17 protein-coding genes and 1 pseudogene are annotated in these 22,199 nt (G+C 71.4%); 6 read left to right on the top strand and 12 right to left on the bottom strand.

The genetic code is table 11. The features are described 5' to 3' along the window. On the top strand, nt 1-1,813 hold a 1,813-nt coding region (locus tag B7L92_RS28265; RefSeq protein WP_107501629.1), incomplete at its 5' end, for a discoidin domain-containing protein. A gap of 202 nt (nt 1,814-2,015) precedes the next feature. Here B7L92_RS28265 and B7L92_RS28270 read toward each other — a convergent pair. The 5 genes from B7L92_RS28270 to B7L92_RS28290 form a co-directional block, all read right to left on the bottom strand. Next, entirely contained in the window at nt 2,016-4,958 is a 2,943-nt protein-coding gene (locus B7L92_RS28270) for a DUF5682 family protein (protein ID WP_081240229.1), read from the bottom strand. Nucleotides 4,959-4,972: 14 nt separating this feature from the next. After that, a complete protein-coding gene (locus B7L92_RS28275) occupies nt 4,973-6,094 on the bottom strand; it encodes an ATP-binding protein (RefSeq protein WP_004980836.1) in 1,122 nt (373 codons plus the stop codon). Between the two features lie 140 nt (nt 6,095-6,234). After that, entirely contained in the window at nt 6,235-7,659 is a 1,425-nt protein-coding gene (locus tag B7L92_RS28280; protein ID WP_081240211.1) for a vWA domain-containing protein, read from the bottom strand. Beyond that, nucleotides 7,656-9,053 (bottom strand): hypothetical protein, encoded by a 1,398-nt coding sequence (locus B7L92_RS28285; RefSeq protein ID WP_081240231.1) that lies wholly within the window; start codon nt 9,051-9,053, stop codon nt 7,656-7,658. The genes B7L92_RS28280 and B7L92_RS28285 overlap by 4 nt, the downstream gene beginning before the upstream one ends. After that, nucleotides 9,053-9,568, bottom strand: a complete 516-nt coding sequence (locus B7L92_RS28290) for a hypothetical protein (protein WP_174704031.1) — start codon at nt 9,566-9,568, stop codon at nt 9,053-9,055. The genes B7L92_RS28285 and B7L92_RS28290 overlap by 1 nt, the downstream gene beginning before the upstream one ends. 438 nt (nt 9,569-10,006) lie before the next feature. On the opposite strand from B7L92_RS28290, the gene B7L92_RS28295 reads away from it, so the two are divergent. The 5 genes from B7L92_RS28295 (at nt 10,007) to B7L92_RS28315 (ending at nt 15,493) form a co-directional block, all read left to right on the top strand. Further along, nucleotides 10,007-11,209, top strand: coding sequence for a helix-turn-helix domain-containing protein (locus B7L92_RS28295; protein WP_081240215.1), 1,203 nt, complete (start codon nt 10,007-10,009; stop codon nt 11,207-11,209). Between the two features lie 27 nt (nt 11,210-11,236). Beyond that, complete coding sequence (locus B7L92_RS28300; protein WP_081240217.1) at nt 11,237-11,749, top strand: PIN domain-containing protein; 513 nt, start codon at nt 11,237-11,239, stop codon at nt 11,747-11,749. A 216-nt stretch (nt 11,750-11,965) separates the two neighbouring features. Continuing rightward, nucleotides 11,966-13,579, top strand: a complete 1,614-nt coding sequence (locus tag B7L92_RS28305) for a phosphodiester glycosidase family protein (RefSeq protein WP_255311176.1) — start codon at nt 11,966-11,968, stop codon at nt 13,577-13,579. Nucleotides 13,580-13,651: 72 nt separating this feature from the next. Next, entirely contained in the window at nt 13,652-14,722 is a 1,071-nt protein-coding gene (locus tag B7L92_RS28310; protein ID WP_438364029.1) for an alpha/beta hydrolase, read from the top strand. 372 nt (nt 14,723-15,094) lie between these two features. Further along, nucleotides 15,095-15,493 (top strand): hypothetical protein, encoded by a 399-nt coding sequence (locus tag B7L92_RS28315; protein ID WP_081240221.1) that lies wholly within the window; start codon nt 15,095-15,097, stop codon nt 15,491-15,493. 53 nt (nt 15,494-15,546) lie between these two features. On the opposite strand, the pseudogene B7L92_RS28320 reads toward B7L92_RS28315, so the two are convergent. The 7 genes and pseudogenes from B7L92_RS28320 to B7L92_RS28350 form a co-directional block, all read right to left on the bottom strand. After that, nucleotides 15,547-15,876, bottom strand: a pseudogene (locus B7L92_RS28320) (deoxyxylulose-5-phosphate synthase); the annotation flags it as partial. 85 nt (nt 15,877-15,961) lie between these two features. Then, nucleotides 15,962-16,102 carry a hypothetical protein gene (locus tag B7L92_RS42800; protein WP_255311177.1) on the bottom strand — a complete coding sequence of 47 codons (141 nt, stop codon included), beginning with the start codon at nt 16,100-16,102 and terminating at the stop codon, nt 15,962-15,964. 23 nt (nt 16,103-16,125) lie between these two features. Continuing rightward, a complete protein-coding gene (locus B7L92_RS28325) occupies nt 16,126-16,713 on the bottom strand; it encodes a hypothetical protein (protein ID WP_255311178.1) in 588 nt (195 codons plus the stop codon). A gap of 102 nt (nt 16,714-16,815) precedes the next feature. After that, nucleotides 16,816-17,148 carry a barstar family protein gene (locus B7L92_RS28330; protein ID WP_255311179.1) on the bottom strand — a complete coding sequence of 111 codons (333 nt, stop codon included), beginning with the start codon at nt 17,146-17,148 and terminating at the stop codon, nt 16,816-16,818. A 235-nt stretch (nt 17,149-17,383) separates the two neighbouring features. Continuing rightward, on the bottom strand, nt 17,384-17,545 hold the full coding sequence (locus tag B7L92_RS42805) for a hypothetical protein (RefSeq protein ID WP_255311180.1): 162 nt from the start codon (nt 17,543-17,545) through the stop codon (nt 17,384-17,386). A 995-nt stretch (nt 17,546-18,540) separates the two neighbouring features. Next, nucleotides 18,541-18,978: a PH domain-containing protein gene (locus B7L92_RS28345; RefSeq protein WP_081240225.1), complete on the bottom strand. Its 438-nt coding sequence runs from the start codon at nt 18,976-18,978 to the stop codon at nt 18,541-18,543. Between the two features lie 32 nt (nt 18,979-19,010). Further along, nucleotides 19,011-22,199 (bottom strand): RHS repeat-associated core domain-containing protein (locus B7L92_RS28350; protein ID WP_081240226.1); only part of this gene is annotated, 3,189 nt, incomplete at its 5' end.

Raw genomic sequence — 22,199 nt, forward strand, 5'->3', positions numbered from 1 at the left:
GTCCCAGGTGGCCGCCCCCGCACCCGGGGCGGCCGCGGCGGCGGCCACCTGGGACACCGACCGCGCGGCAGCCGCGTACGCCGCCGACCCCGCCGCCGTCACCGCCTCCGGCAGCGAGAACGCGGACACGGCCCCCGCCCGCGCCTTCGACGGGAACGGCACGACCCGCTGGTCCAGCGACTTCGCCGACAACGCCTGGATCCGCGTGGACCTCGGCTCGACGATCCGCGTCCACCGCGTCGTCCTCGACTGGGAGGCGGCCCACGGCAAGCGCTACGTCCTCGAGGCGTCGAGGAACGGCACGGACTGGACCCCCTTCTACACGGAGACGGCCGGCACCGGCGGCTCGGTCACGGCCCACACGTACCCCCAGGAGGTCACGGCCCGCTACGTCCGCATGCGCGGCGTGGAACGCGCCACCCCGTGGGGCTACTCCCTGTACTCCTTCCAGGTGTACGGCGGCGAACCGGCCCCCGCCTCCACGACCCGCACGAACCTCGCCCTCAACCACCCGGCCTACGCCAACTACTACCAGCACGCGGGCAACTCACCGGCGTTCGTGACCGACGGCGGCTGGCCGGCCGACCTCAAGGCGGACCGGACCCGCTGGTCGAGCGACTGGAACGCCGACCGTTGGGTGGCGGTCGACCTCGGCGCCCGCTCGACGATCGACACGGTCGACCTCTACTGGGAGGCGGCGTACGCGGTCGACTACGAACTCCAGGTCTCGGACGACAACCGCACCTGGCGCACGGTGCACCGCCCCTCGGCCGCGGAGGTCGCGGCCCGCCGCGCGAACGTGAAGTCCCCCGGGGAGGCCGTCGGCCTGCACGACTCGGTGCGCCTTCCGCAACCGGCCACCGGCCGCTACGTCCGCATGCTCGGCAAGGAGCGCCGCTCCTTCCACAACCCGGCCCCGTCCACGGCCCAGTTCGGCTACTCGCTCTACGAGTTCCAGGTCTGGGGCACGGGCGGCAGCGCGACGGCGGCGTACCCGGCGCTTCCGGCGGACCGGCCGGGCACCTACCGCACCACCTTCTTCGACGACTTCACCACCCCCTCCCTCGACCGCTCCAAGTGGCGGGTGGTCCGCACCGGCACGGAGATGGGCCCCGTCAACGGCGAGTCCCAGGCCTACGTCGACTCCACCGACACCGTCCGCCAGGAGAACGGCACCCTGGTGCTGGAGGCCGAGCACTGCAAGGGCTGCACCCGGGCGGGCGGCACCACCTACGACTTCACCTCCGGCCGCATCGACACCCACACCAGGTTCGACTTCACCTACGGCCGGGTCAGCGCCCGCATGAAGCTCCCGGTGGGCGACGGCTTCTGGCCCGCGTTCTGGCTGCTCGGCAGCGACGTGGACGACCCGTCGGTCGGATGGCCCTCCTCCGGCGAGACCGACATCATGGAGAACGTCGGCTACGCGGACTGGACCAGCACCGGGCTGCACGGCCCCGGCTACTCGGCGGACGGCAACATCGGCGAGCGCCAGACCTACCCCGGCGGTGGCCGCGCCGACCAGTGGCACACCTACGCGGTGGAGTGGACCCCGACGGGCATGCGCTTCTTCGTCGACGACCGCCTGGTCCAGGAGACCACCCGCAACAAACTGGAGTCCACGCGGGGCCAGTGGGTCTACGACCACCACCAGTACGTGATCCTGAACCTCGCCCTCGGCGGCGCCTATCCGGCCGGCTGGAACAAGGTCACCACCCCCTACTGGGGCCTCCCGCAGTCGAGCGTGGACCGCATCGCGGCCGGGGGAGTCCGGGCGGAGGTGGACTGGGTGCGGGTGGAGCAGAAGGGGTAGCGGCCCCGGCGGCCGAGGGTGAGACAGAAGCACCCCCCGCCGTATGACGATGGGTCCCCGGGACCCCGGGGACCCATCGTCACACGGCCGCGCCCGCCCGGGGCCCTCGGCCGCGACGGCCGACGCCGCGGCTGAGGCGACAGGCTTGCCCACCCATGGCGCCGAGGGCCCCGGGCGGGCCAGGACCCGGCTGCCGCCGCCGTTATGCGCCCGCGAGCAGGGACTCCAGGGCGCTTGCCGTGGTCGGGTGGAGCGTCGTCAGCGCGGCGCCCGACGGGGACGGGCCGGCGGTCGCTGCCCATGCGCCGTCGCAGCCCAGCAGATCCGCCACCGCGTCGCACGTCACCGGATGGGCGGCCAGCAGGCCGACGCCCGTCGGGGCCGGGGCGTCGGGCTCCGACCACCCCTCCGTGCAGCCCAGCAGCCCCGCCACCGCGTCGCACGTCGCCGGATGGGCGGGGAGCAGCGAGGCGCCCCGGCGATCGGGGGCGGCGGGCTGCGCCCGGCGGACCGCGCACGGGTCCGGCTGCTGGAGCCGCCACGGCGGCACCCACGCGTCCAGCGCCTCGAGCCGGCCCGGGAAGATCCGCCCGGCCTCGCGGATCAACAGCGGAGCGAGGTCCGCGGCGCCCGACCGCAGGGTGGTGATCAGGAGCGGGAGCCAGGGCAGCAGCACCGCGTCCGGCAACCGCCCGAAAGCGTTCGACACCGCCTCCACCACCACGTCCGCCAGCCCCGGCACGGGCTCCAACGCGTGCACGAAACCGCTGAGGTAGCGCGGATAGGCGGGCACCACCAGCGGGTTGTCCAGCAGCGCCTCGCACCGGGCCCGCAGCTCGGCCCGGGACAGGGTGCCGAGCTGCACCTGCGCCGCCCACAGCAGTGCCGTCTTCGACGGATCGTCGGGGTGGGACTGGGCGACTGCGAGCTCCAGCTGGGTCCGGTCGCACCCCAGCGACAGGGCGAGGCCCTCCATGCTGAACAGGAAGCCGAGCATCGCGGCGACCTGCCCCACCGTCGCGTCCTCGTCCCGGAACGCCGTCGGCAGCAGGGTGCAGTAGTGGGCGTAACCGGTCTTGGCGAAGGACTCGATCCACGACGGCAGCACCGGCTCGCTGGTGCGGTAGTACGCCAGCAGCGCACGCACCCGCCGCAGCACCTCCGGCGCACCGTCGACGCTGCGCTCGGCGGCGAGCACCTTCAGCGCGTGCGTGCCGAGCTCGTCGGCGAGGCGGCGGCTGCCCAGGTACAGGACCGCGTCCTCGACCGCCGCCAGCACGGTCGCCGCGGTCGCCCGCGGCCCGTACGCCTCCTGCCGCAGCCGCTGCTCCAGGACCTGCTCGAGGCTGACCCCCTCGTAGCCCAGCTCGATGAGGGCCCGCTGGTGGGTGCCGAGCGCCAGGTCCCACGACTCCTGGATCGACCGCTCGCCGAGCCGCCGCTCGCCCATGATCGGCCGGGCCGCGCCGTGCGGCAGCAGCCGCCGCAGCATCCACAGGACGTCGGAGCACGCCCGCAGTTCCGGCCGGGAGGCCATGTCCAGCAGGGCCCGCTGCACGCCGCGCTGCTGGAGCTTCAACTCCAGCGGCGCGAGCCGGTCGTACACGTCCCGGGCGAGCGGCGGCAGCGCCTCGTAGCCCACCTGGCCGATCCGGTCGCCGCCCATCATGATCTCGACGAGGTGCCGCACGTCCCGCCGCCCGGGCACGGTGTCCTTCTCGATGCAGGTGACCGCCGCGTCCTGGAAGTCGTACGGCGTCGGCTTGGCCCGGTCCCGCATCCCGGCGAGCAGGATCGACGTCTCGAAGACCGCGATGGCGTCGGCGGTGGAGGCCAGGTAGCCGTTGCGCCGGGCCGCGCGCACGATGTCCACCGACCAGCCGAGCAGTTCGGCCTCGTCCAGGGCGTCGAGGACGGGCGGCCGGCGCAGGAAGCCGGACAGCCGGTCCGCGGCCGGCGGCTCCTGCGCGGGGACCGCCACCTGTGCGCCCCGGGTCTTCTTCGCCGCGGACTTCTTCGCTCCCGCCTGGCCCGCCAGCCGGTACGGCTGGACACGGGTGCGCTTGAGCGCCTTCGTCCACTCCGTGGAGGCGATCGACACCGAGCCCGGAGCGAGGCCGAACTGCGCCTCGATCGCCGCGTGGCTGGACGGGATCAGCCCGTACTGCCAGGTGGTGGCGGTGCGCGGGGAGATCTCGAACGTGTCGGCGCCGTGCACCCCGAACTCCTCGACGCGGCTGGCGGCGTGGAACGCGCCGCAGACGTAGAGGCAGTCCTCCGGATCGGTGCCGGTCGCCGCCAGGTGCTCGCGCATCCGGGTCCACATGTACCGCTCGCGGTCCTCGTCCACCCGGACCCGGGCGCCGTCGCCGGGGGCGAGGCGCCGGAACAGGCTGCCGATGAGGAACATGACCTGGCGGTAGGTGTCGTGGTCGCCGTCGCCGAGCGGCACCTCGACGTACTGGTGCCACCACTCCGACCAGTGCCGCACCTTGCCGTGGCGCAGCAGGTGCTCCTCCAGTTCGGCGAAGCGCGGCCGCAGGTCGCCGATCTCGACGCCGACGGCCTCGCCGTGCAGCGCGGCCTCCGCCTCGGGCGCCCCGTCCGGGGACGCGCCGGGGTCGTCGTCGGTGTCCTTCGCCGTCGGCTCGTTCCGGGGGTCCCACTGGAAGACGTGGTCCGAGGACCGGTCGACCAGGACCAGTTCGACGCCCGGGGTGTCGAGCGCGTAGGCGATGGCCTGGTACTCGGCGGACGCCTCGGTGATCGGCGCGACGACCGACAGCGGCGCCCACTCCTGGGGGAAGCCGTCGACGTCCCCGGCGAACGCCTGCACCGCCACCGGCAGCCGGCAGTTGCGCAGCTCGGTCAGGAGCGGCGCCATGTCCTCGCACAGCTCCAGGTAGACGACCTTGGGCTGCTTCTCGCGCAGGCGCCGGGCCATGGCGAGCGCCGAGGCGGGGGAGTGGTGGCAGACGGGGAAGATCTCCAGCGGTTCGCGCACCGCGCGGTCGACGTCGTCGACCATGCCGAGCAGGATGCTCTCCAGCGCGTCGGGCCCGCCCGCGAACGTGGCCGCCGCCTCCTGCAGTTGCCCGCGCAGCGCGGCGAACGTGCTGTCGTGGGTTCCACCGGTCCGGTTCATCGCGTGCGTGCCGTTCACGACAGGGTGGCGATCGCGTCGCGGCCGCCCTCGAGGAACTCGGGCCAGGAGCCGCCCTCCTCCTTGCTGCGCGGCTCGACGACGCCGTGCAGGTACTTGTTGAGGATGGCCAGGTCCTCCGGCTCGCGGCGGGTGAGCGAACCGACGAGCGAGGAGGCGAGGGCGCGGGCGGTGAGGGTGCGCTCGCCGAAGAAGTTGCTGTGCAGCACGGCGTCCTCCAGCACACCGATCTGCTCGGCCGTGGACAGCGCGGACTCCAGCTTCTCGTCGTCGCTGCCGGCCGCCGCGGCGGACGCCCGCAGGTCGGCGAAGCTCTGCAGCAGCACGTCCAGCAGGGTCGGCGGCACCTCCAGGTCGATGGAGTGCCGGCGCAGCAGCTCCTCGGTGCGGAAGCGGACGATCTCCGCCTCGCTCTTCTTGTTCGTCACCACCGGGATGCGGACGAAGTTGAAGCGGCGCTTGAGCGCGGAGGACAGGTCGTTGACGCCCCGGTCGCGGCTGTTGGCCGTGGCGATGATCGAGAAGCCGGGCTTGGCGAAGACGATGTTGTCGCTGCCGCCGCTCTCCAGTTCGGGGACGGAGATGTACTTCTCGGAGAGGATGGAGATCAACGCGTCCTGGACGTCGCTGGTGGAGCGGGTCAGCTCCTCGAAGCGGCCGATGGCGCCGGCCTCCATCGCGGTCATGATCGGCGAGGGGATCATCGACTCCCGCGACTGGCCCTTGGCGATGACCATGGACACGTTCCAGGAGTACTTGATGTGGTCCTCGGTGGTGCCTGCCGTGCCCTGCACCACCAGCGTGGAGTTGCGGCAGATCGCCGCGGACAGCAGCTCGGCCAGCCAGCTCTTGCCCGTGCCGGGGTCACCGATGAGCAGCAGACCGCGGTCGGAGGCGAGCGTGACGATCGAGCGCTCCACGAAGCTGCGGTCGCCGAACCACTTCTGCGAGACCTCCCGGTCCAGGCCGTCGGAGCGCTCGGAGCCGAGGATGAACAGGCGGACCATCTTCGGCGACAGGCGCCAGGAGAACGGCTTGGGGTTGTCGTCGATCGACTCCAGCCAGTCGAGCTCCTCGGCGTACTTGATCTCGGCGGGGGCACGCAGCAGGTCGGACATGGGTAAAGCCTTTCCGTACGGGGACCGCACAACGGACGAGGGGTGCGCGATCGGGTGGGACACGATCGGGTGAGAAGCGATCGAGCGAGGAGTGATCAGGCAAGGAGTGATCGGGTAAGACGCGATCGGGTAAGACGCGATCAGGTGAGGAACGTCTTGAGCTCGTGCACGAGCTTCTTGATGTGGCCGGAGATCACCGGCGTACCGAGGTCCTTGAACTTCTCCCGGAACCACGGGTTGACGCTGCCGCGACCGGAGCTGGTCACCGAACCCACCGGGATGAACTTCGCCCCCGAGCGGTGGATGGCGGCCATGCTCTCGAACAGCTCGTGGGTGCGCCATTCGTAGAAGTCGGAGATCCACACCACGACCGTGTTGCGCGGCTCGGCGATCTTCGGCTGGGCGAGCGCCATGGCGACCGTGCCGTCGGTGCCGCCGCCGAGCTTGGTGCGCAGCAGCGTCTCGAACGGGTCGTGCGCCCAGGGCGTGAGGTCCAGCGCCTGCGTGTCGTAGGCGATCAGGTGGACGTCCACCTTCGGCAGCCCGGCGAAGATGGACGCCAGGATGGTGCAGTTGACCATCGAGTCGACCATGGAACCCGACTGGTCCACCACCACGATCAGCCGCTGGGGCGTCGTCTTGCGGCTGGTGTGCCGGTAGTAGAGGCGGTCGACGTAGAGCCGCTCCTCCTCCGGGTCCCAGTTGGTGAGGTTCTTCCAGATGGTGCGGTCGAGGTCGAGGTTGCGGAAGACCCGCTTGGGCGGCACGGACCGGTCGAGTTCGCCGACCGTGGCCTTCTCCACCTGGGTGCGCAGCACCTCGGTGACCTCGTCGACGTAACGGCGGATCAGCGCCTTGGCGTTGGCGAGGGCCACGCCGGAGAGGTTGTTCTTGTCGCGCAGCAGCTGCTCGATCAGGGACATGCTCGGCGTCAGCCGGGCCGCCAGCTGCGGATCGGCCAGCACCTCGCGCAGGTGCATGCGCTTGACCAGACCGGCCTCGATCGAGCCGAGCTCCGGGCCGATCTCGGGGATCAGGCGGCCGAGGTCGGGCGTGGGCCCGCCGACACCGGTCCCGGTCGGGCTGACGCCCCCGCCGGCACCCGCCCGGTTCACGCCGCCCCGGCCGCCGCGCAGTTCACCGGGCCGACAGCCCAGCGCCCGCTCCAGCCAGCCCGCGTCGGACTGCCAGCGGGCCAGCTGCTCGGCGGTGACGGTGCCGGGAAGGGGGGCGAAGACGTTCAGCAGCACCTTCGACGCGAGTGCCGCGCGCCGCACCTCGGCGGCCCGGTCGCGCGTGCCGTCCTCCTCCGGCTCGGGCGCCATCAGCCCGTCGAACTCGGCGGCCAGCTCCGGGTGCCGCTGCACGACGGAGTCGACGGACGTCCCCGGGTCGAGCAGCGCGGCCGGCAGGCCGATGTCCTCGACCACGGCGAGACTCGCCGATTCCAGGGCGGCCTGTTCCTCGGGGTCGAAGAGGCGGGCCAGCAGGCGCCAGTAGAGGACCTGCCGCCGGTTGTCGTCCGGATCGGGTGCGGGGATCCGCCCCGCGGTCTGCTCGGTCATTTCCGCAGCAGCCTTCCCGCCCGCTCGCGCAGCACCTTGACGGCGTCGGTGGCCGCCTTCTCGGCCCGCACGCCGGCCTTGTCGGTCGTGCCCCCGGCCCAGGCCCCGGCGTGCACGGCCACGGCCTTCTTCCGCACCGTCCGCTCCACGGCGAGCGGCTGGAGCAGGAACTCCCCGGCGTCCCAGCGCAGCAGCGCCACGCACGCCCCGGACGAGGCGACGGCCTCCGGGGTGAGCGGACCGGCGGCCGGTACGCGGTCGGTGTCGACGGCGAGACGCCGCCCGGCGACCTCGAAGGCGACCGTGCCGTCGTCCTCCTTCTCCACCGCGTACCCCTCGAGCAGGACGGGCACCGCGATCCGGGCCGGGTGCCGGTCCAGGGGCGCCGTCGGGAAGGCGGGCGCGGTCGGCAGCGCCACCCGGGCGGTGGTGAACACCTCGGCGGGCTCACCCGTCCGGGCACGGGCGTCGTCCCACAGCAGGTCGCCCTCGGCGGTCAGCGGCATGGCGTCGAGCTCCACGGCACGGCCCTCGCCCACGGCACCCAGCAGCGACATGTGCGGCCGGAGCAGCTGCCACAGCCCCGCCCCGACGACCGTGTCGGGCTTCGGCGCGGACACCGAGGCCCGTACGAGCCGGGACGCACCGCCGTCCGCGGGTTCGAACACCGCGTGCACCTGGGCCTGGACGGCGGTGGCGTGTTCCTGGACGTCGACACCGAGCGGCAGCAGCCGGCCGCTCACCTCGGTGACGGCGGGAGCGGCGGACGCACCGGGCAGCGTCAGCAGCAGCGCCCGCGACCACAGATCGGCCCACCGGCGCACCGGGACCCGCTCCAGGGTCGCCCCGGGGCAGGAGGCGGCGAGCTCGGCGGCGAAGCCGTCGAGCAGCGTGGCCGGGCGGCGCAGCGCCGGGTCGGGCAGCATCGCGGAGACGACGGGCGCGGCCCCGCCGACGAGTTCGTGGTCGATGCCCTGCCAGCCGGCCCGCGCGAGGTCGCACAGCCAGCTGCGGGCGGCGGTGCGCAGGTTCGCCGCGTGCTCCTCGCCGCCACCCGGTGCGGCGCCGCTCTCCTCGGCCCGGGGCCGGTCGACGGCCTCCTCGATCCGGGCGGTCAGCGCGTCGTGCACGGAACCGAGCAGGGCGGTGCGGGCGGCGGCGAGCGCGACGAAGTGGTCCTCGCCGGCGGCCCCGGCGGCCGCCTTCTCGGCCGCCTCGGCGACCCGCGAGGCCAGCGGCGACCCGGCGACGGCGTCGGCGAGGCCGGCCGGCCCGTCGGCCTGGCCGGGCCGGGGACGGAGCAGCCCGCCGACGAGGGCCTCGTCGAAGCCGTCGACCGCCGCGAGGGCCTCGTCGAGTCCGTCGACGGCGTCGGTCAGCAGATCGGCACGCATCAGGCCACCGCCCTCGTCGTCGGGAACCACTGCATCTCGGGCAACGGGGCGGTGGTCGGCTCCAGTTCGAGATACGCCAGGTGCCGCAGGAACCGGCTGAACACCTGCGCCGCGGCCGAGCGGTCGCCCTGTGCCGGGCGGGTGGCGGTCATGGCGTCGGTGACGGCGTCCGCGTCGGGCTCCTCGGCGACCTCGACCTTCAGGTACCGGGCCACGCGCTCGGCGCCGTACTGCAGCACTGCCTCGCCGATGAGAGCGCGTATGTGGTTGCAGAACCACCCGCGCGCCCCGCCGCAGGGACGGTTGTTGTTGGTGCTGCACGCGAACGCGTACGTCCCCGCCTCCACCGACGACACGTACACGCGCCCGATGTCCGACCCGCTGGACACCACGCCCTGCAACCGTCCGTCGGCCAGCTCCACGAACGGCACCTTGGCGAGCTTCCGCGGCCGCGCGGACGGTACCACCCGCACCGTGCTCGACCTCTCCCAGAGCGACAACGCACCATCTCCCATGCATGCGAAAGGGGACGTTCACGCCACCTCGGCGGAACATGATCGAAGCTATCGGCGACCACTGACAACGAGGCCCGGCCGCTGCCACGGCGCCGCCCGCAGACCGCACGGGAGAGGCACGAGAGAGGCACGGGAGAGGCACGAGAGAAGGGGAAACGGTCGGGGACGCGGTGGCGGTACGGCCGCCCGTGACGCCGAGGAGGGCCGGTTTCCCCGCGTCGGTGCTTCCGGTCGCCGCCGTGTGGGCGACCGTGCGCAGGTCCGCGCAGGTCCGCGCCCGTTCCGCGCCGGGACGACCGGGACGTCGTAATCGCGCACGAGGCCGCCGCCCCCCGGGTGCCCGACCGCCGACCGTGCCGGAGCCGTGCCGCAGCGGCACCGGAGCCGTACCCGGCCCGTCCGGTTGCGATTTTCGCATCTGGTTCCTAAGGTGAGGACATGACTGAGACCGTGACCGATCGCGTACGGAGCGTCATGCTCAGGGCATCGGTCAAGCAGGCGGAATTCGCCGAGAGGGTCGGGCTGACGCCGGACAAGCTGTCCAAGTCGCTCAGCGGAATCCGCCGGTTCACCTCCCTGGACCTGGCGCGCATCGCGGAGTTCGGCGGCACGACGGTCGACTGGCTGCTGACCGGCCGTGACCCGCTGCGTCCGGCCTTCGCCGCCCGTGCCGTGCCGTCGGCGATGAGCGGGGGCGGCCGTGCCACGCTCAAGGACCTCGTCGAACGCTTCACCAGCGCGCACGAGGTGCTCGTCCTCCTCGGCAGGGCGCCGGAACAGCCGGAACTGCCCTCGGTCGGCACGCCGCACCCCACCACCCCCACGGATTACAAGGGTTGTGTGGACGAGGGCGTGGCACTCGCGGAAGCCGCGCTCGCCAGGCTGGGCTCCGAGGGCTCACCACCGGTGGGCAGCATGGACAGCGCGGAACTCCTCCAGGCGCTGGAGCGCACCTTCGGGGTGGACGTGGCCAAGATCGGACTGCCCGAGGGAATCGACGGTGCCGCCTGGCAGGCGGACGGCTTCCGGCTCATCATGATCGCCCGGACGCGCGTGCCCACCCGTCAGCGCTTCACCCTCGCGCACGAGCTCGGACACATCCTGGCCCGTGACGCGCAGGACCTCCTGACGGAGACCCACCTGACCCCCGGACACCAGAAGGACCTCACCGAGGTCCGGGCGAACGTGTTCGCCGCCCACCTGCTCATGCCCCGGTCGGAGATCGAGGCGGCGGTGGAGGAAGGCGGTCTGTCGGACGAGCAGCTCACGTCCATGGTGGTCCATTTCCAGGTGTCCCCCAGCGCTCTGGCGGCACGCCTCGCACAGTTGGGCCTCATCGACGAGCGGACCGCAGGCAGGCTGCGCGGACTCACCACCGAGGACTGCCACTGGCTGACCGGGCAGAGCGACCTCTTCCAGGCCCGTACGGCCTGGTCGCAGAGCAAGCGGTTGCCCTTCCGCCCCGCCCAGATGCTGTACGAGGCGTACCTGGACGGAGAGACCACCCTGCGGCCGTTGGCGGCCTACACGGGGTGGGAGGCCGACCGGCTCCGCGGGGTGCTCGAGCCCGATCCCGTTCCTCCGGAAGATCTCCCGGCCACCGCCGCGATCGACGAGGGGGACCTGGTCTTCCAGCCATGACGCGCCACTGCTGGTTTCCCGAACACCGTGCTGTGCAACTTCGCGGCGGTCGACCGTCTCGCCCTGCTGGAGAAGGTCCTGGACGGCCGGGGACGCTGGACCCAGGCCGTCGCGGCCGAGGCCGAGCGGTCGTCGCGCCACTGGCCGAGGCTGAGCGAGGTGACCGGCGGCGGATGGCTCGGCGAACCCGTCGAAATCGACGACCCGGCTGAGATCGCGTTAGTGGACCGCATGCGGCGCGTCGTCTTCGCGGGCTCTCCGTCCCGGCCCCTGCAACACCTGGGTGAGGCGGAAACCCTGGTATTGATCGAACATCGCAGCGAGTTCGCCCATTCCGTGTGGATCACCGACGACGGCGAAGCGGGTCACTACGCGCGCCGCAAGGGGATCCTCGTGAAGGACACCGTCGGCATCATGCGCGAAGCCGTCGTCGACGGGCTGGTCATGGCCGACACCGGGCACGGACTCCTCACCGCCATACAGCAGGCCGGCCGGCACGTCCGGGGCGTTCCCCGCAGCCCCGAGGATCTGCTGCGCTGAACAAGCGGACGACGGGCGCGGATCGCGTCCGGTGTTCCCGCAGCCGCCCCGTACGTGCACCGCTTTCCCTCTCCCGGGCCACATGGCGGCGTGCCCGGACCACCCCCTGGAATCCCTCGCCGATGCCGTCGCGCATCGTCTTGCCCCTCCGTGGGAAGGGCCCCTCCGACAACCTTCTGTCACACCTTCATATTTCCTCCCTGCAGGCGGTGCAGAGTGAAGAAGAGAGTGCGCGGTGCGGGCGCCGTCCTCGGTGTCCTCGTCACGTTCGGCGTGCTGCCGACACAGGCGTCCCCGGGCCCGCAGTCGGACCGGCACGCCCTGCCCCTGGGCCCTCCCGGCCTGACCGAGACGCGGACCACGACGACCCTGCAGCCGGGTGTCACCCTCACCCGCATCGTGCGCGGCGGCGAGGACCGGGCCTTCCGCTGGACCGTCGAGGTCTCCATCCCCGGCGGTGACACCTCCCCGGACCCCGACGCACCGCCGACCGCGCTGAAGGACCGGGCGAGCGCGGACGAACTGGCCGCCGAACTGGAACAGGACGGTTTCCGGGCCCGGGTCGAGGAGGTGACCACGCCGAAGGCGGCGGACTACGCCGGAGGCACGCTCGGCTGGCGGGTCCGCGTCGGATCGTTCGACTCGCAGTCCGCCGCGACCTCAGAACGCACACGGCTGAGGACGGCCGGGTACACGGGATCCGCCGTCCACACCGGCTGGGACGGCGACACCACGGACAGAGGACCGTGGCGCGTCGACGTGCTCACCATCGACCCGCGCCGGTTCCGCGGGAGCCTGGAGGCGTCGTACGGCCCGGACCTGGAGAACCGCGAGACCACCAGCGAACTGGCCGACGCCGCGGGCGCGACCGCGGCGGTCAACGCCGGCTTCTTCGTCCTCGACCCCCGGGCGGGCGCCCCGGGGGACCCGGCCGGCGTGGGCGTGTACGACGGACGCCTGCTGAGCGAACCGGTGAGCGGACGCCCCGGCCTGGTGGTCCACGACGACGGCCGGCGGACGGAGATCACCCGGTTCACCTGGCAGGGCCGGGTCACCGGACGGGGCACCACTGCCCACCTGAGCGGAATCAACCGCGTACCCGGACTGATCAGGAACTGCGGCGGCAACGCGGGCGACCTCCCGACCTCGTCACCGCTGCACGACGTGACCTGCACCAACGCCGACGAACTCGTCGCCTTCACCGTCGACTACGGCCGACGCACCCCCCAGGGCGAGGGAGTCGAAGCCGTGCTGGACGCCCACGACCGCGTCGTCGAGCTGCGCTCACCACGCGGCGGAACCCTCCCGCCCGGCGGCAGTTCGCTCCAGGCGACCGGCCGGCGCGTCGCCGAACTGACCGCCCTCGCACGCGTCGGCGACCCCCTGAAGATCAGGTCGACCCTCCTGGACGGACAGGGACGCCGCGTCCCGACCTCTCCCAGGACCGACATCCTGAACGCCGGCCCCGAACTGGTCCGCGATGGACGCCTCCACGTCACCCCCGCCACCGACGGCATGGTGCGCCCGGACGACCCGAGCTTCTATTACGGCTGGGTGCACAAGCGCAACCCGCGCACCCTGGCCGGGGTGGACGCGGCCGGCCGCACCGTGCTCGTCACCGCCGACGGACGCAGCACCGACGCCCTGGGACTCAGCATCGCCGAGAGCGCCGGTGTGGCCAGGGCCCTCGGACTCCGGGACGCGGTCAACCTCGACGGCGGCGGCTCGACCACGATGGTGGCCGACGGCGCCGTCCTCAACGCCCCGTCCGACGCCGCCGGTGAACGTCCCGTCGGGGACGCCCTGTTGATCCTGCCCCGCGGGAACTGACGCGCCGGCCCGGCCCGGCCGAACCTTTCAGCACCGCCCGAGCAACGACACACCGCACCCCAGGGAGCCGCCGTGTCCGTGCCCACGACCGTGACCACCGTCCTGATCCGCCTCCGATCCCGTGTCCTGCTCGTCCTCGCCGTCGTCCTCCTCCTCACCCTCGCGCCGACCGCACCGGCGCTCGCCGCCACCCCACCCGCGACGCCTTCCCCGGCCACCGCCGCCGGGGAGGAAACCGGCGCCTCCCGTTCCCCGAAGCCGCGCGGTGCCGAGGTCGTCGCGGTCACCCGGGTCGCGGACCGGCAGGTCGACCTGTCGGTCCGCTCGACCGCCCTGGGCGGCCGGACGGTCCAGGTCCGCCTCCTCACCCCCGACGGCTGGAACCCCGGTGACCGCCGCCGGCACTGGCCGACCCTCTGGCTCCTGCACGGCTGCTGCGGGGACTACACCTCGTGGACCGCCATGACCGACGTCGCGGAGACCGACAGCCTGCGCGACGTCCTCGTCGTCATGCCCGAGGCCGGCTGGAACGGCTGGTACAGCGACTGGTGGAACCACGGCCGGGGCGGCGACCCCGCCTGGGAGACCTTCCACACCGTGGAACTGCGCCGGCTCCTGGAACGCGACTGGGGCGCCGGTCGCGACCGCGTCGTGGCGGGCCTGTCGATGGGAGGCCAGGGCGCCCTGCTCTACGCCGCCCGGCACCCCGGCATGTTCAAGGCGGCCGCCGCGTACTCCGGTTCCGCCCACCCGCTGCTGAACGACGAGTCGGTCGACCGCCTGATGGGCTTCTTCGCCGGCCAGGGCGACGACCCGCTGCGGGTCTGGGGCGACCCGGTCGCACAGCGGCGCGTCTGGCAGGCCCACGACCCCTTCCACCTGGCTCGGCGGCTCAAGTCGACCCCCGTCTACCTGTCGTGCGGCGACGGCACCACCGGCCCCCTGGACCCGCCGGGCCGCACCAGTGCGCTCGAGGCCGACTTCAACCGGCAGAACCACGCGCTCGCCGCCGAGTTGAAGCGCGTGGGCGCCAAGCACGTCACCACCCACTTCTACGGACCGGGCACCCACGCCTGGCCGTACTGGGAACGCGAACTGCACGCCTCCCTGCCGATGCTGCTCGACGCCCTGCGGGCTCCGTGAGGTCACTCGTCTTCTCGCGGGCACCGCCGGTACGGCCGATGAGCCGGGCCGCTGGACCCGCCCTCGTCGGCCTCGGTCCTGCCGGGGTTCGGGTGGGTCGCGCCGATCGAGGAATCCTCCGGCGAGTCGGCACCGGACAACGGCCGGCCGGGAACCGTGGAAGAGGAGGAAGGAGGGAAGGAGCCCACCCACTCGAACAGGGCGCATGAAGGGGAGGCATTGTACCGGACGCGAAAGTGCAGGTTGTCGGGAACGGGTGGCTGCGGATACCGGAGCGACTTGGCACCATGTGGCGTGACGATCGCTGTGTGAGCGGTGCGTGGTGTGCGTGCGGGGCTGATGGTGGTCGCGTGCGCCGGCGGAGGGGGAGTCGTGGCGGACTGGTTCTACATCCTCGATCCGAACAGGGACACGCTGGACGGGGAACCGTCCGACAAGGAGGCGATACGCCGGCTGGCGGAGGAGGAGCCCGAGCTCGACCTCTGGCTCGGCCGCCGCAACCGCATGAGGCGGGGCGACCGCCTCTGGTTCCTCTTCACCCACCCGGAGCCGACGGTCGCCGCGGTGGCGGAGGTCGACGAGGAGCCCCGGAACGACCCGGACGCCCCCGACATCCCGTACCTGGTCGCGGTGACCCTGCTCCCCGAGGCGACGAAGGCACTGCACCGCGACCCCGTGGGCCGGGAAGAACTGGGACTCAAACAAGTGCGGTCGGTGCAGACGGTGAAACCGGAGGCGCTGCCGGTGCTGCTGACGCGGGCGGGCTTCTGACCGCAGTGGAGGGGTGAGCGCCCGGCGTCGTCAAAGCCGGGCCGGCGACTGCGTCACGGCACCTCGGCACGGACGAGTGCCCTGGCGACGGGCTCGCCGGCGCGTCGGGCGTAGGCCATGCGCTCGCGCGCCTCACGCAGGGTGCGCGGCCGGCAACCGGGCCCGCAGCCGCACCCCATGGGGAAGCGGACGCCTGCCTGCAGCAGGACCGACAGGGTGCGCCAGGCCGCGATGTCCCGACGCGGTGGCGCGGCGAAGGCCGAGCCCACGTGGATGAGCGGCTCCGCGCAGCGAGGGTGGATCCGCTGCTGCCCGCCCCCGTCGTGGCGCCGCTTGTACGAGGCCCGGCAGGGCGGACAGACGGAGGAGGTGTTCGCGGGGGCATGCCGTCGGAGTAGGCGGCCACCGGGCCGATCTCCACGAGACGGACCGGGGTGACCAGGTGCGGCCCGGCTTCCCGGCCGACCGTCACCGGCCCCCGTAGTCCTCCACCAGGTTGCCGGTGAGCGCGAGCAGGGCATCGACGCGGTGCCGGTCCTCGCGCTGGGAGCGCAGGGCCCGATGGACCTCCCGGAGCCGGGCCAGGGCGGTGGGCTCGCGGTCCTGCACCTCCTCGAGCAGCGGATCGGTGATCAGGTCCAGGCAGGAGCTGAGCAGCCTGCGGGTGGCCGGGGACGGCGGGCAGGGTCGGGAGCGGCATGGGCGGTCGTCAGATGGCGCGCGGGATCGGTGAGGCTCCAGCCGACGACGGCGCCGTCCTGGACCAGGAGCGCCCCGTCGGGGGCGATGCCGATGCGGGCCTCCAGCGGTTCGTCGAGGACCTTGAGGTCGCGCAGACAGGTCAGTACGGCATCGCCGGGAGCACGGCACAGCACCGTGCACGTCTTCTGCCGGAAGTCCCGGACCTCGTCCGCACGGAGCCCGCCCGGACGTGCCGCGGGCACGGCGGGAACACGAGGGAGCACTTCGGCGTCGGCGGACACGTACGGCATCTGGAACTCGGCCCCGACCAGCTTCCGGCTGTCCGGGTCGAACCGGAGCACATCAGGGGTGTCCCACAACCGGTCCTGGCTGCCGAAGGTGCCCACGATGAACCGCTCGCGTTCCTTCACGCTCGCGTAGGGCACGATGTCCACGGAGCTGCCCGTGAAGCGGGGGGACACGAGCAGCGGATCATCCGTCACCGTCGCGTTCCATCCGTCGCCGAAGGAGAGTTTCACGGTGTGCTCCGTCCGGGAGGCGACTGCGGCCGGGCCTTCCGCAAACGGCCGGAACGCCCGCGCGCCGTTGCCATCACCCCTGAACCGCAGGATGAGAGGCATTCACTGCGCCCGCACTTCGCGGAGCATCTCCCCCTGGATTTCGGGCGGGCACAGCAGTACGGCCTGGAAGGTGACCTTCTCCTGACCTGGAAGCTCGGGTTTCCTTGCCCGGAAATTCGCAGTGTCGTTCAGGGTGCGAAAAAGAATTTCACGTTCTTCGGAATTGCCGGAGAGTGCGGCGTGGGCATCATCGATGGTGACGAGGAAATGCTTGGCGCTGTGCCAGTGGAGATCGGTCAGGCAGTCCCGCAGTGCGTTCCAGTTCCAACCGAAGTGATCCGGCAGGCGCAGTGTCTCGTAGAACTGGGTGAACACTCCGTCGGAGTCGTGCATTTCCTGTCCTCGCATCCGGGCCGAGTAGATCAGCCCGGTGGTGGGGGGGGCAGGGCGCGCGCAACGGAAAGTGCGGAGCCGGTCGGGACGACGCGCACTCCTGCCTCGTCCTGCGTCCACCAAGCGGCATTGCTCATCTTCCGGTCTCCATGGCGATGTGCATCTGAACAGTTCCCGGACCGCAGCAGGCCGATTTTTCCGATCCTCGTGGTCCTTGCGAAAAATTATTTCTACCCTAGTGGTACAGGAGGCGGTCCTGCACCTTCAGTTGTGGGGTGATCTGGATTTCCAAGATCCCTGCGCAGTCACCCATTTCGAAGTCGACGAAAATGTTCCCGGTCAACTTTCCAGGGGCGAAGGAAAGACGTGTGGCGCCCTCCCGGTAGATGTCCACCATGTCGACTCCCCGATGGTTCTTCCAGCGAACCCTCACTGATCTCGTCAGTGCGTCATAAGAAAATACCAACGATTGTCCGGAGTCATCCCGGAAGGTTAGAGTCCGCACTCCGTCTTCATCTGAATCCGGCCACTCACCGACGGACTGGTACACCTCTTCGTCGTCCGGGGTCAGGAATTCCCGATACATCTGTCCGTGCCTTCATTTCCCGCTGCACGACGGCCAGTGGTCCAGGCTGCCGTGCATACTGATGTTCGGGCCACTTCCTCGATGGAAGTGAAAACCTCTTCCGAGGAAACCAGACTTCACTCCAGTTCCGCCGCACGCCTCTTGAGATCCCGGGCGAACGCGTCCCAGTCGGGTCCGAAGGACAGCAGGTCCGCGGCCGCCTCCCGGAGCAGCTGAGGGTCGTCGGGGCGTTGCAGGCAGGCCAGGCGGTAGGCGAGGTTCCGGGCCCAGGGGGGGGCAGAGCCATCCAGTCCTCGGCGAGGACGTCCCGGAGCATGGCGAGGATTTCGTCGGCCGTCGCGAAGGTGAGCTTCTCGACGAACTCCCGGGTCGCTTCATTGACCTGTCGGCTGTCGGCGCCGTCGACCGCCCGGCCGAGGCTTCTGGCCGCAGGGGTCGGATCGGGCATCTCTCACTCCTCCTGACGGGTTTTTCCGGGGCCCGAAGAGCCGAGGCGGTCGCGGAGAGGGCGGGGCTCGGACCCTGGTGGTCGATCCCGACGCCGCCTGGGCGACCGGCACGGTACCGAGACCGAGGGCAGGTCACTACGGGGTGAGCCAGTAGGTGGACAGTTGACGGGCGCCGTCGGGCCGCTGCGGCTCGAGTACGGCGCCAGGCCGAAGGGGCCGCAGAAGGTGTGCGGGTCGGACACAGAGGATGCCGTCCTCGCGTCAGGACGTCATCACGCCGTGACGCCTGGCCTGTCCGCGAGCCGGGCCCCTGAGGCAGGGCGGTGCCCTCACCCTTCCGGAAGAGGGGGGATGGGATCAGAATTCGTGCAGTACCACCCAGTAGTCGTCTTCTTCGACCGAGGCGGCGCACAGGTGTCGACCATCGACCGAAACGGCTATGAATTCAGGTGAACCCGTCACCCCGGTGATGCGGGACGGAAGGTCCTTTCCGACCGGATCCTTCACGCGCACCCAGCCGACCTTGCTCCCGCCCGGTGCGGGCGGGAGGATGAGGAACTCGCCGTTCTCCGCGTACAGCGGAACCTGCGAAGCACAGCGGTGCCACGCCTCGTCCAGTTCGTCGGCGGCGTGGGGGGCGGAGGAGGGGATCGTCGCGGCCGGCTCGACCTCGAATCCGTTGACCGCGTAGAGGGCGGAATTCACGGGCGGGCCGTCCTGTTCCGTCTTTCCTACCACCTCGAGACCGCAGCGCTCGAGGACGTCCAGCCAATCCGGCGTCTGCCGGTCCTTCATGATCCCTGCCCTTTCATCGGTTTGCACGGTGTTCAGTTGCCTTCGTAGAAGAGGTGGTGGTCACCGCCCGGTTTGTTCATCTTGCCATATCTCTCCATGGACTCCGGATAGCCCAGACTGCCGTCCGGTCGCTGCACCCTGGCGTTGTCCCAGCCGAAGTTGACGAAGTTCCGGGTGTCATCGATCTTCGGCTTTCCGGCATGGAAGTGCGGGCCTGCCGGATCATGGGTGTGCTCGACGATCACGCGTGAGCCGCTGTCCGTCTCGAACTGCCGGAAATTCCCCCAGTGTGTTCGTTCGGGCGAATAGATGTAACCCGGCGCGTGCTTCAGGCTCTTGTCCCCGGTGACGACCCACTCGGCGATGGGCTCTTCGCCGTAACGGACGCCGGCGAGCTCGAATGCGGCTTTTTCCGCATCCGCACGGTTTTCGAACGGGTTGCCTTTTTCACCGCGCGGATAAGGGCTGAGTCCGAGAGGGTCGGACGAGGTGTGAGGGTTGTGGACGTAGGCGACGGGATTGGGTGCGGGAGTGAGCCCGAGGGGATCGGGGGTGAGATAGCGGGCGGTCTCAGGGTCGTAGTGGCGGAACAGGTTGTAGTGGAGGCCGGTTTCCGGGTCGTAGTACTGACCGGGAAAGCGGAGCGGGGTGTAGGCCGTGCTGGAGCTGGTCCAGGCGGTGGTGCCCCAGAGCGTGGCGCGGGTGCGCCAGGCGATGTCGCCGTCCTGACCGATCAACTCGGTGGGGGTCCCGACGAGGTCGGTGGCGATGGCGAAGAAACGCCGGTCCACCTCGTCCTGACGAGCGTCCGCCGTGAGGATGCGCTCGGTCTGCGAGAGGGGAACACCGGACCGGTGGTCCCAGGTGAGGGCGACTGAGTTCGGGAGGTCCCCCTGGTGAAGGCTCTGTTCGCAGAGGGTCATGCCGTCCCAGGTGAACCGGATCTCCTCCGCCACGCCTTCGCCGTCGTCGGCCAGGCGCTGCTTGGCGATGCGGCGGCCCAGGGGGTCGTAGCGGTAGCGCCAGCGGGTTCCGTCCGGAGTGATCACCGAGGTGAGGCGGTTCTCGGCGTCCCACGAGTAGCGCCAGGTGTCGGGCTTGCGGGACAGGCGGGTCTTCTGCCGCAGGGTGATGCGGCCGAGGGCGTCGTGCTCGAAGCGGACGGCTCCGGCACGGGTGATCGCTGTACCGGTGTAGGTCCGCGTGCCGGTGGCTTCGTTGCCGGGGTGGGAAGCGGGCCAGGACGCCTCGGTCTGGTTGCCGCTCGCGTCGTAGGCGTACCGCTCGGTCCAGCCCTGCGCGTGGACGGCGGTGACTCGGCCGACTGCGTCCAGGTCGAAGGTGCGGGGGCCCGACAACAGGTCGTCGACAGAGCCGAGGTGACCGTCCGCACGGTAGGAGTAGGTTCGGCTGTTGAGCGTACGGCCGCCGGCGGTCAGGTGTTCGGCGGACAGTCGCCCGGCCTCGTCCCAGGCCGTGGTGATGGTGAGGGCGTCGGCGGACTCCCCGAAGACACGGGCCGTTTCACGGCCCGCGACATCGTGGGTGAAGACGACCGGACGTCCCCCGGTGGTCAGGCGCTCGGGACGGCCACCGGCGTCGTACGCATAGGTGGTCACATGGCCGGTGGGGGTGATGCGGCGAGTGCGACGGCCCGCGGCATCGTACGCGTAACTCGTGGCCCGGCCGTCGACGAGTTCGGACTTGACCCGTCCTAGGCGGTCGTACGCATAGAGGAGTTCGCTGTCCGGGCCCGACGCCCGTAGAAGGCGCCCGGCCCGGTCGTAGCCGTAGGTGGTCACCTGCCCGTCGGCGTCCTTCCGGATCACCTGGCCGAGTTGGTCCCGCTCGAAGGAGATGGTCCTGCCGAGCGAGTCGGTCCGGGAGGTGAGTTGTCCGGCGGAGTCGAAACGGTAGGTGAGGGTTCGACCGTCGAAGTCGGTCTCCGACACCATGCGACCGGCCGCGTCGTACTCGTAGCTCCAGCGTGCGCCCCGCGGGTCGGTGACCCGGACGAGCCGCAGGTCGGCGTCGTACTCGAATGCGTACCGGGCTCCGTCCGGATGGGTGCGAGCTGTGAGCAGGTCGAAGTGGGTGTACTCGAAACGGGAAACCCCGCCGATCGGGTCGGTGTGGGTGAGCCGGTTGCCCTCGCCGTCGTAGGTCCACGACTCGGTGGCGCCGTTCGGAGCCGCCCGGCGAACCAGATGGCCGTCCCTGTCCCACTCGAGACAAGTGACGCCACCCGTGGGGTCGGTGACGCGTATCGCGTTTCCGAGGGAGTCGCGCCGGAAAACGGTGGTCCCGCCGGCCGGGTCGACGACCTGCAGGGGCAGGCCCATGGCGTCGCAGTGGACCGTGGTGACGGCCCCGAGCGCATCGGTGATCGACGTCAGGCGTCCCCGGGCGTCGTAGGCGTACCGGGTGGTGTGGCCGGCCGGGTCGGTCACCGCGACTCGATTGCCGCGCTCGTCGAAGTCCTGGAGCCAGCGGCCGCCGTCCGGCCCGCGGAGTTCCGTGTACCTCCCGAACGGTCCGGGCTTCATGTCGAGTCGGCTGCCGTCCGGACGGACCACGGAGACCAGCCGGTCGTTCCCGTCGTGGGTGAAACCGGTGGTGCGGCCCAGCGGGTCGGTGCGGGTGAGCAGGTTGCCACGGGTGTCGTAGGTGTAACGGGTGGTGTGGCCGAGCGGGTCGGTGGTGGCGATCACCCGGCAGCGGTGGTCGATCCGGTGGCGGGTGGTGCGCCCGTCGGCGGTGGTGAGGGTGGTGGTGCGGTGGCCGGTCTCGGGGTCGGGTTCGGTGTAGGTGAGGGTGATCTGGACGTGGCCGGCCTCGCCGCCCTCCGCGACGACGCGGTCGCGGTCGTCGTAGGCGTAGTCGTAGCGGCTGCCGTTGGAGTCGATCCAGGCGGTGACGCGGCGGCGGTCGTCGTAGACGAAGGTGGTGGTGGCGCCGGAGGGCTTGGTGACGGTGGTGAGGTCGCCGTCCCGGTAGCCGTACGCCATCAGCGGCAGGTCGGCGCCGTCCTCGCCCGCGCCGGCCAGGGAGAGGGCGGTGATCTGTCCCTCGGCGGTGGTCAGCCTCACCCGGTGGCCGGCCGAGTGGGCCAGGACCGTCGGCAGGCCGCCGTCGGTGCGGTCGACGGTGACGGTGTGGCCGTTGCGCTCGGCGACGGACATCAGCCAGGCGGTTCCGTCGCCGCCGGGTTCGGCGCCGGG

The sequence above is a fragment of the Streptomyces viridosporus genome (genome assembly GCF_002078235.1).
GTDB classification, from domain to species: domain Bacteria; phylum Actinomycetota; class Actinomycetes; order Streptomycetales; family Streptomycetaceae; genus Streptomyces; species Streptomyces viridosporus.

Bases quoted from the DNA above. Each gene is read 5' to 3' on its own strand.
- B7L92_RS28270 (WP_081240229.1), bottom strand. From the start codon at position 4,958: ATGAACCGGACCGGTGGAACCCACGACAGCACGTTCGCCGCGCTGCGC.
- B7L92_RS28275 (WP_004980836.1), bottom strand. From the start codon at position 6,094: ATGTCCGACCTGCTGCGTGCCCCCGCCGAGATCAAGTACGCCGAGGAG.
- B7L92_RS28280 (WP_081240211.1), bottom strand. From the start codon at position 7,659: ATGACCGAGCAGACCGCGGGGCGGATCCCCGCACCCGATCCGGACGAC.
- B7L92_RS28285 (WP_081240231.1), bottom strand. From the start codon at position 9,053: ATGCGTGCCGATCTGCTGACCGACGCCGTCGACGGACTCGACGAGGCC.
- B7L92_RS28290 (WP_174704031.1), bottom strand. From the start codon at position 9,568: ATGGGAGATGGTGCGTTGTCGCTCTGGGAGAGGTCGAGCACGGTGCGG.
- B7L92_RS28295 (WP_081240215.1), top strand. From the start codon at position 10,007: ATGACTGAGACCGTGACCGATCGCGTACGGAGCGTCATGCTCAGGGCA.
- B7L92_RS28330 (WP_255311179.1), bottom strand. From the start codon at position 17,148: ATGCACGACTCCGACGGAGTGTTCACCCAGTTCTACGAGACACTGCGC.
- B7L92_RS42805 (WP_255311180.1), bottom strand. From the start codon at position 17,545: ATGGTGGACATCTACCGGGAGGGCGCCACACGTCTTTCCTTCGCCCCT.
- B7L92_RS28345 (WP_081240225.1), bottom strand. From the start codon at position 18,978: ATGAAGGACCGGCAGACGCCGGATTGGCTGGACGTCCTCGAGCGCTGC.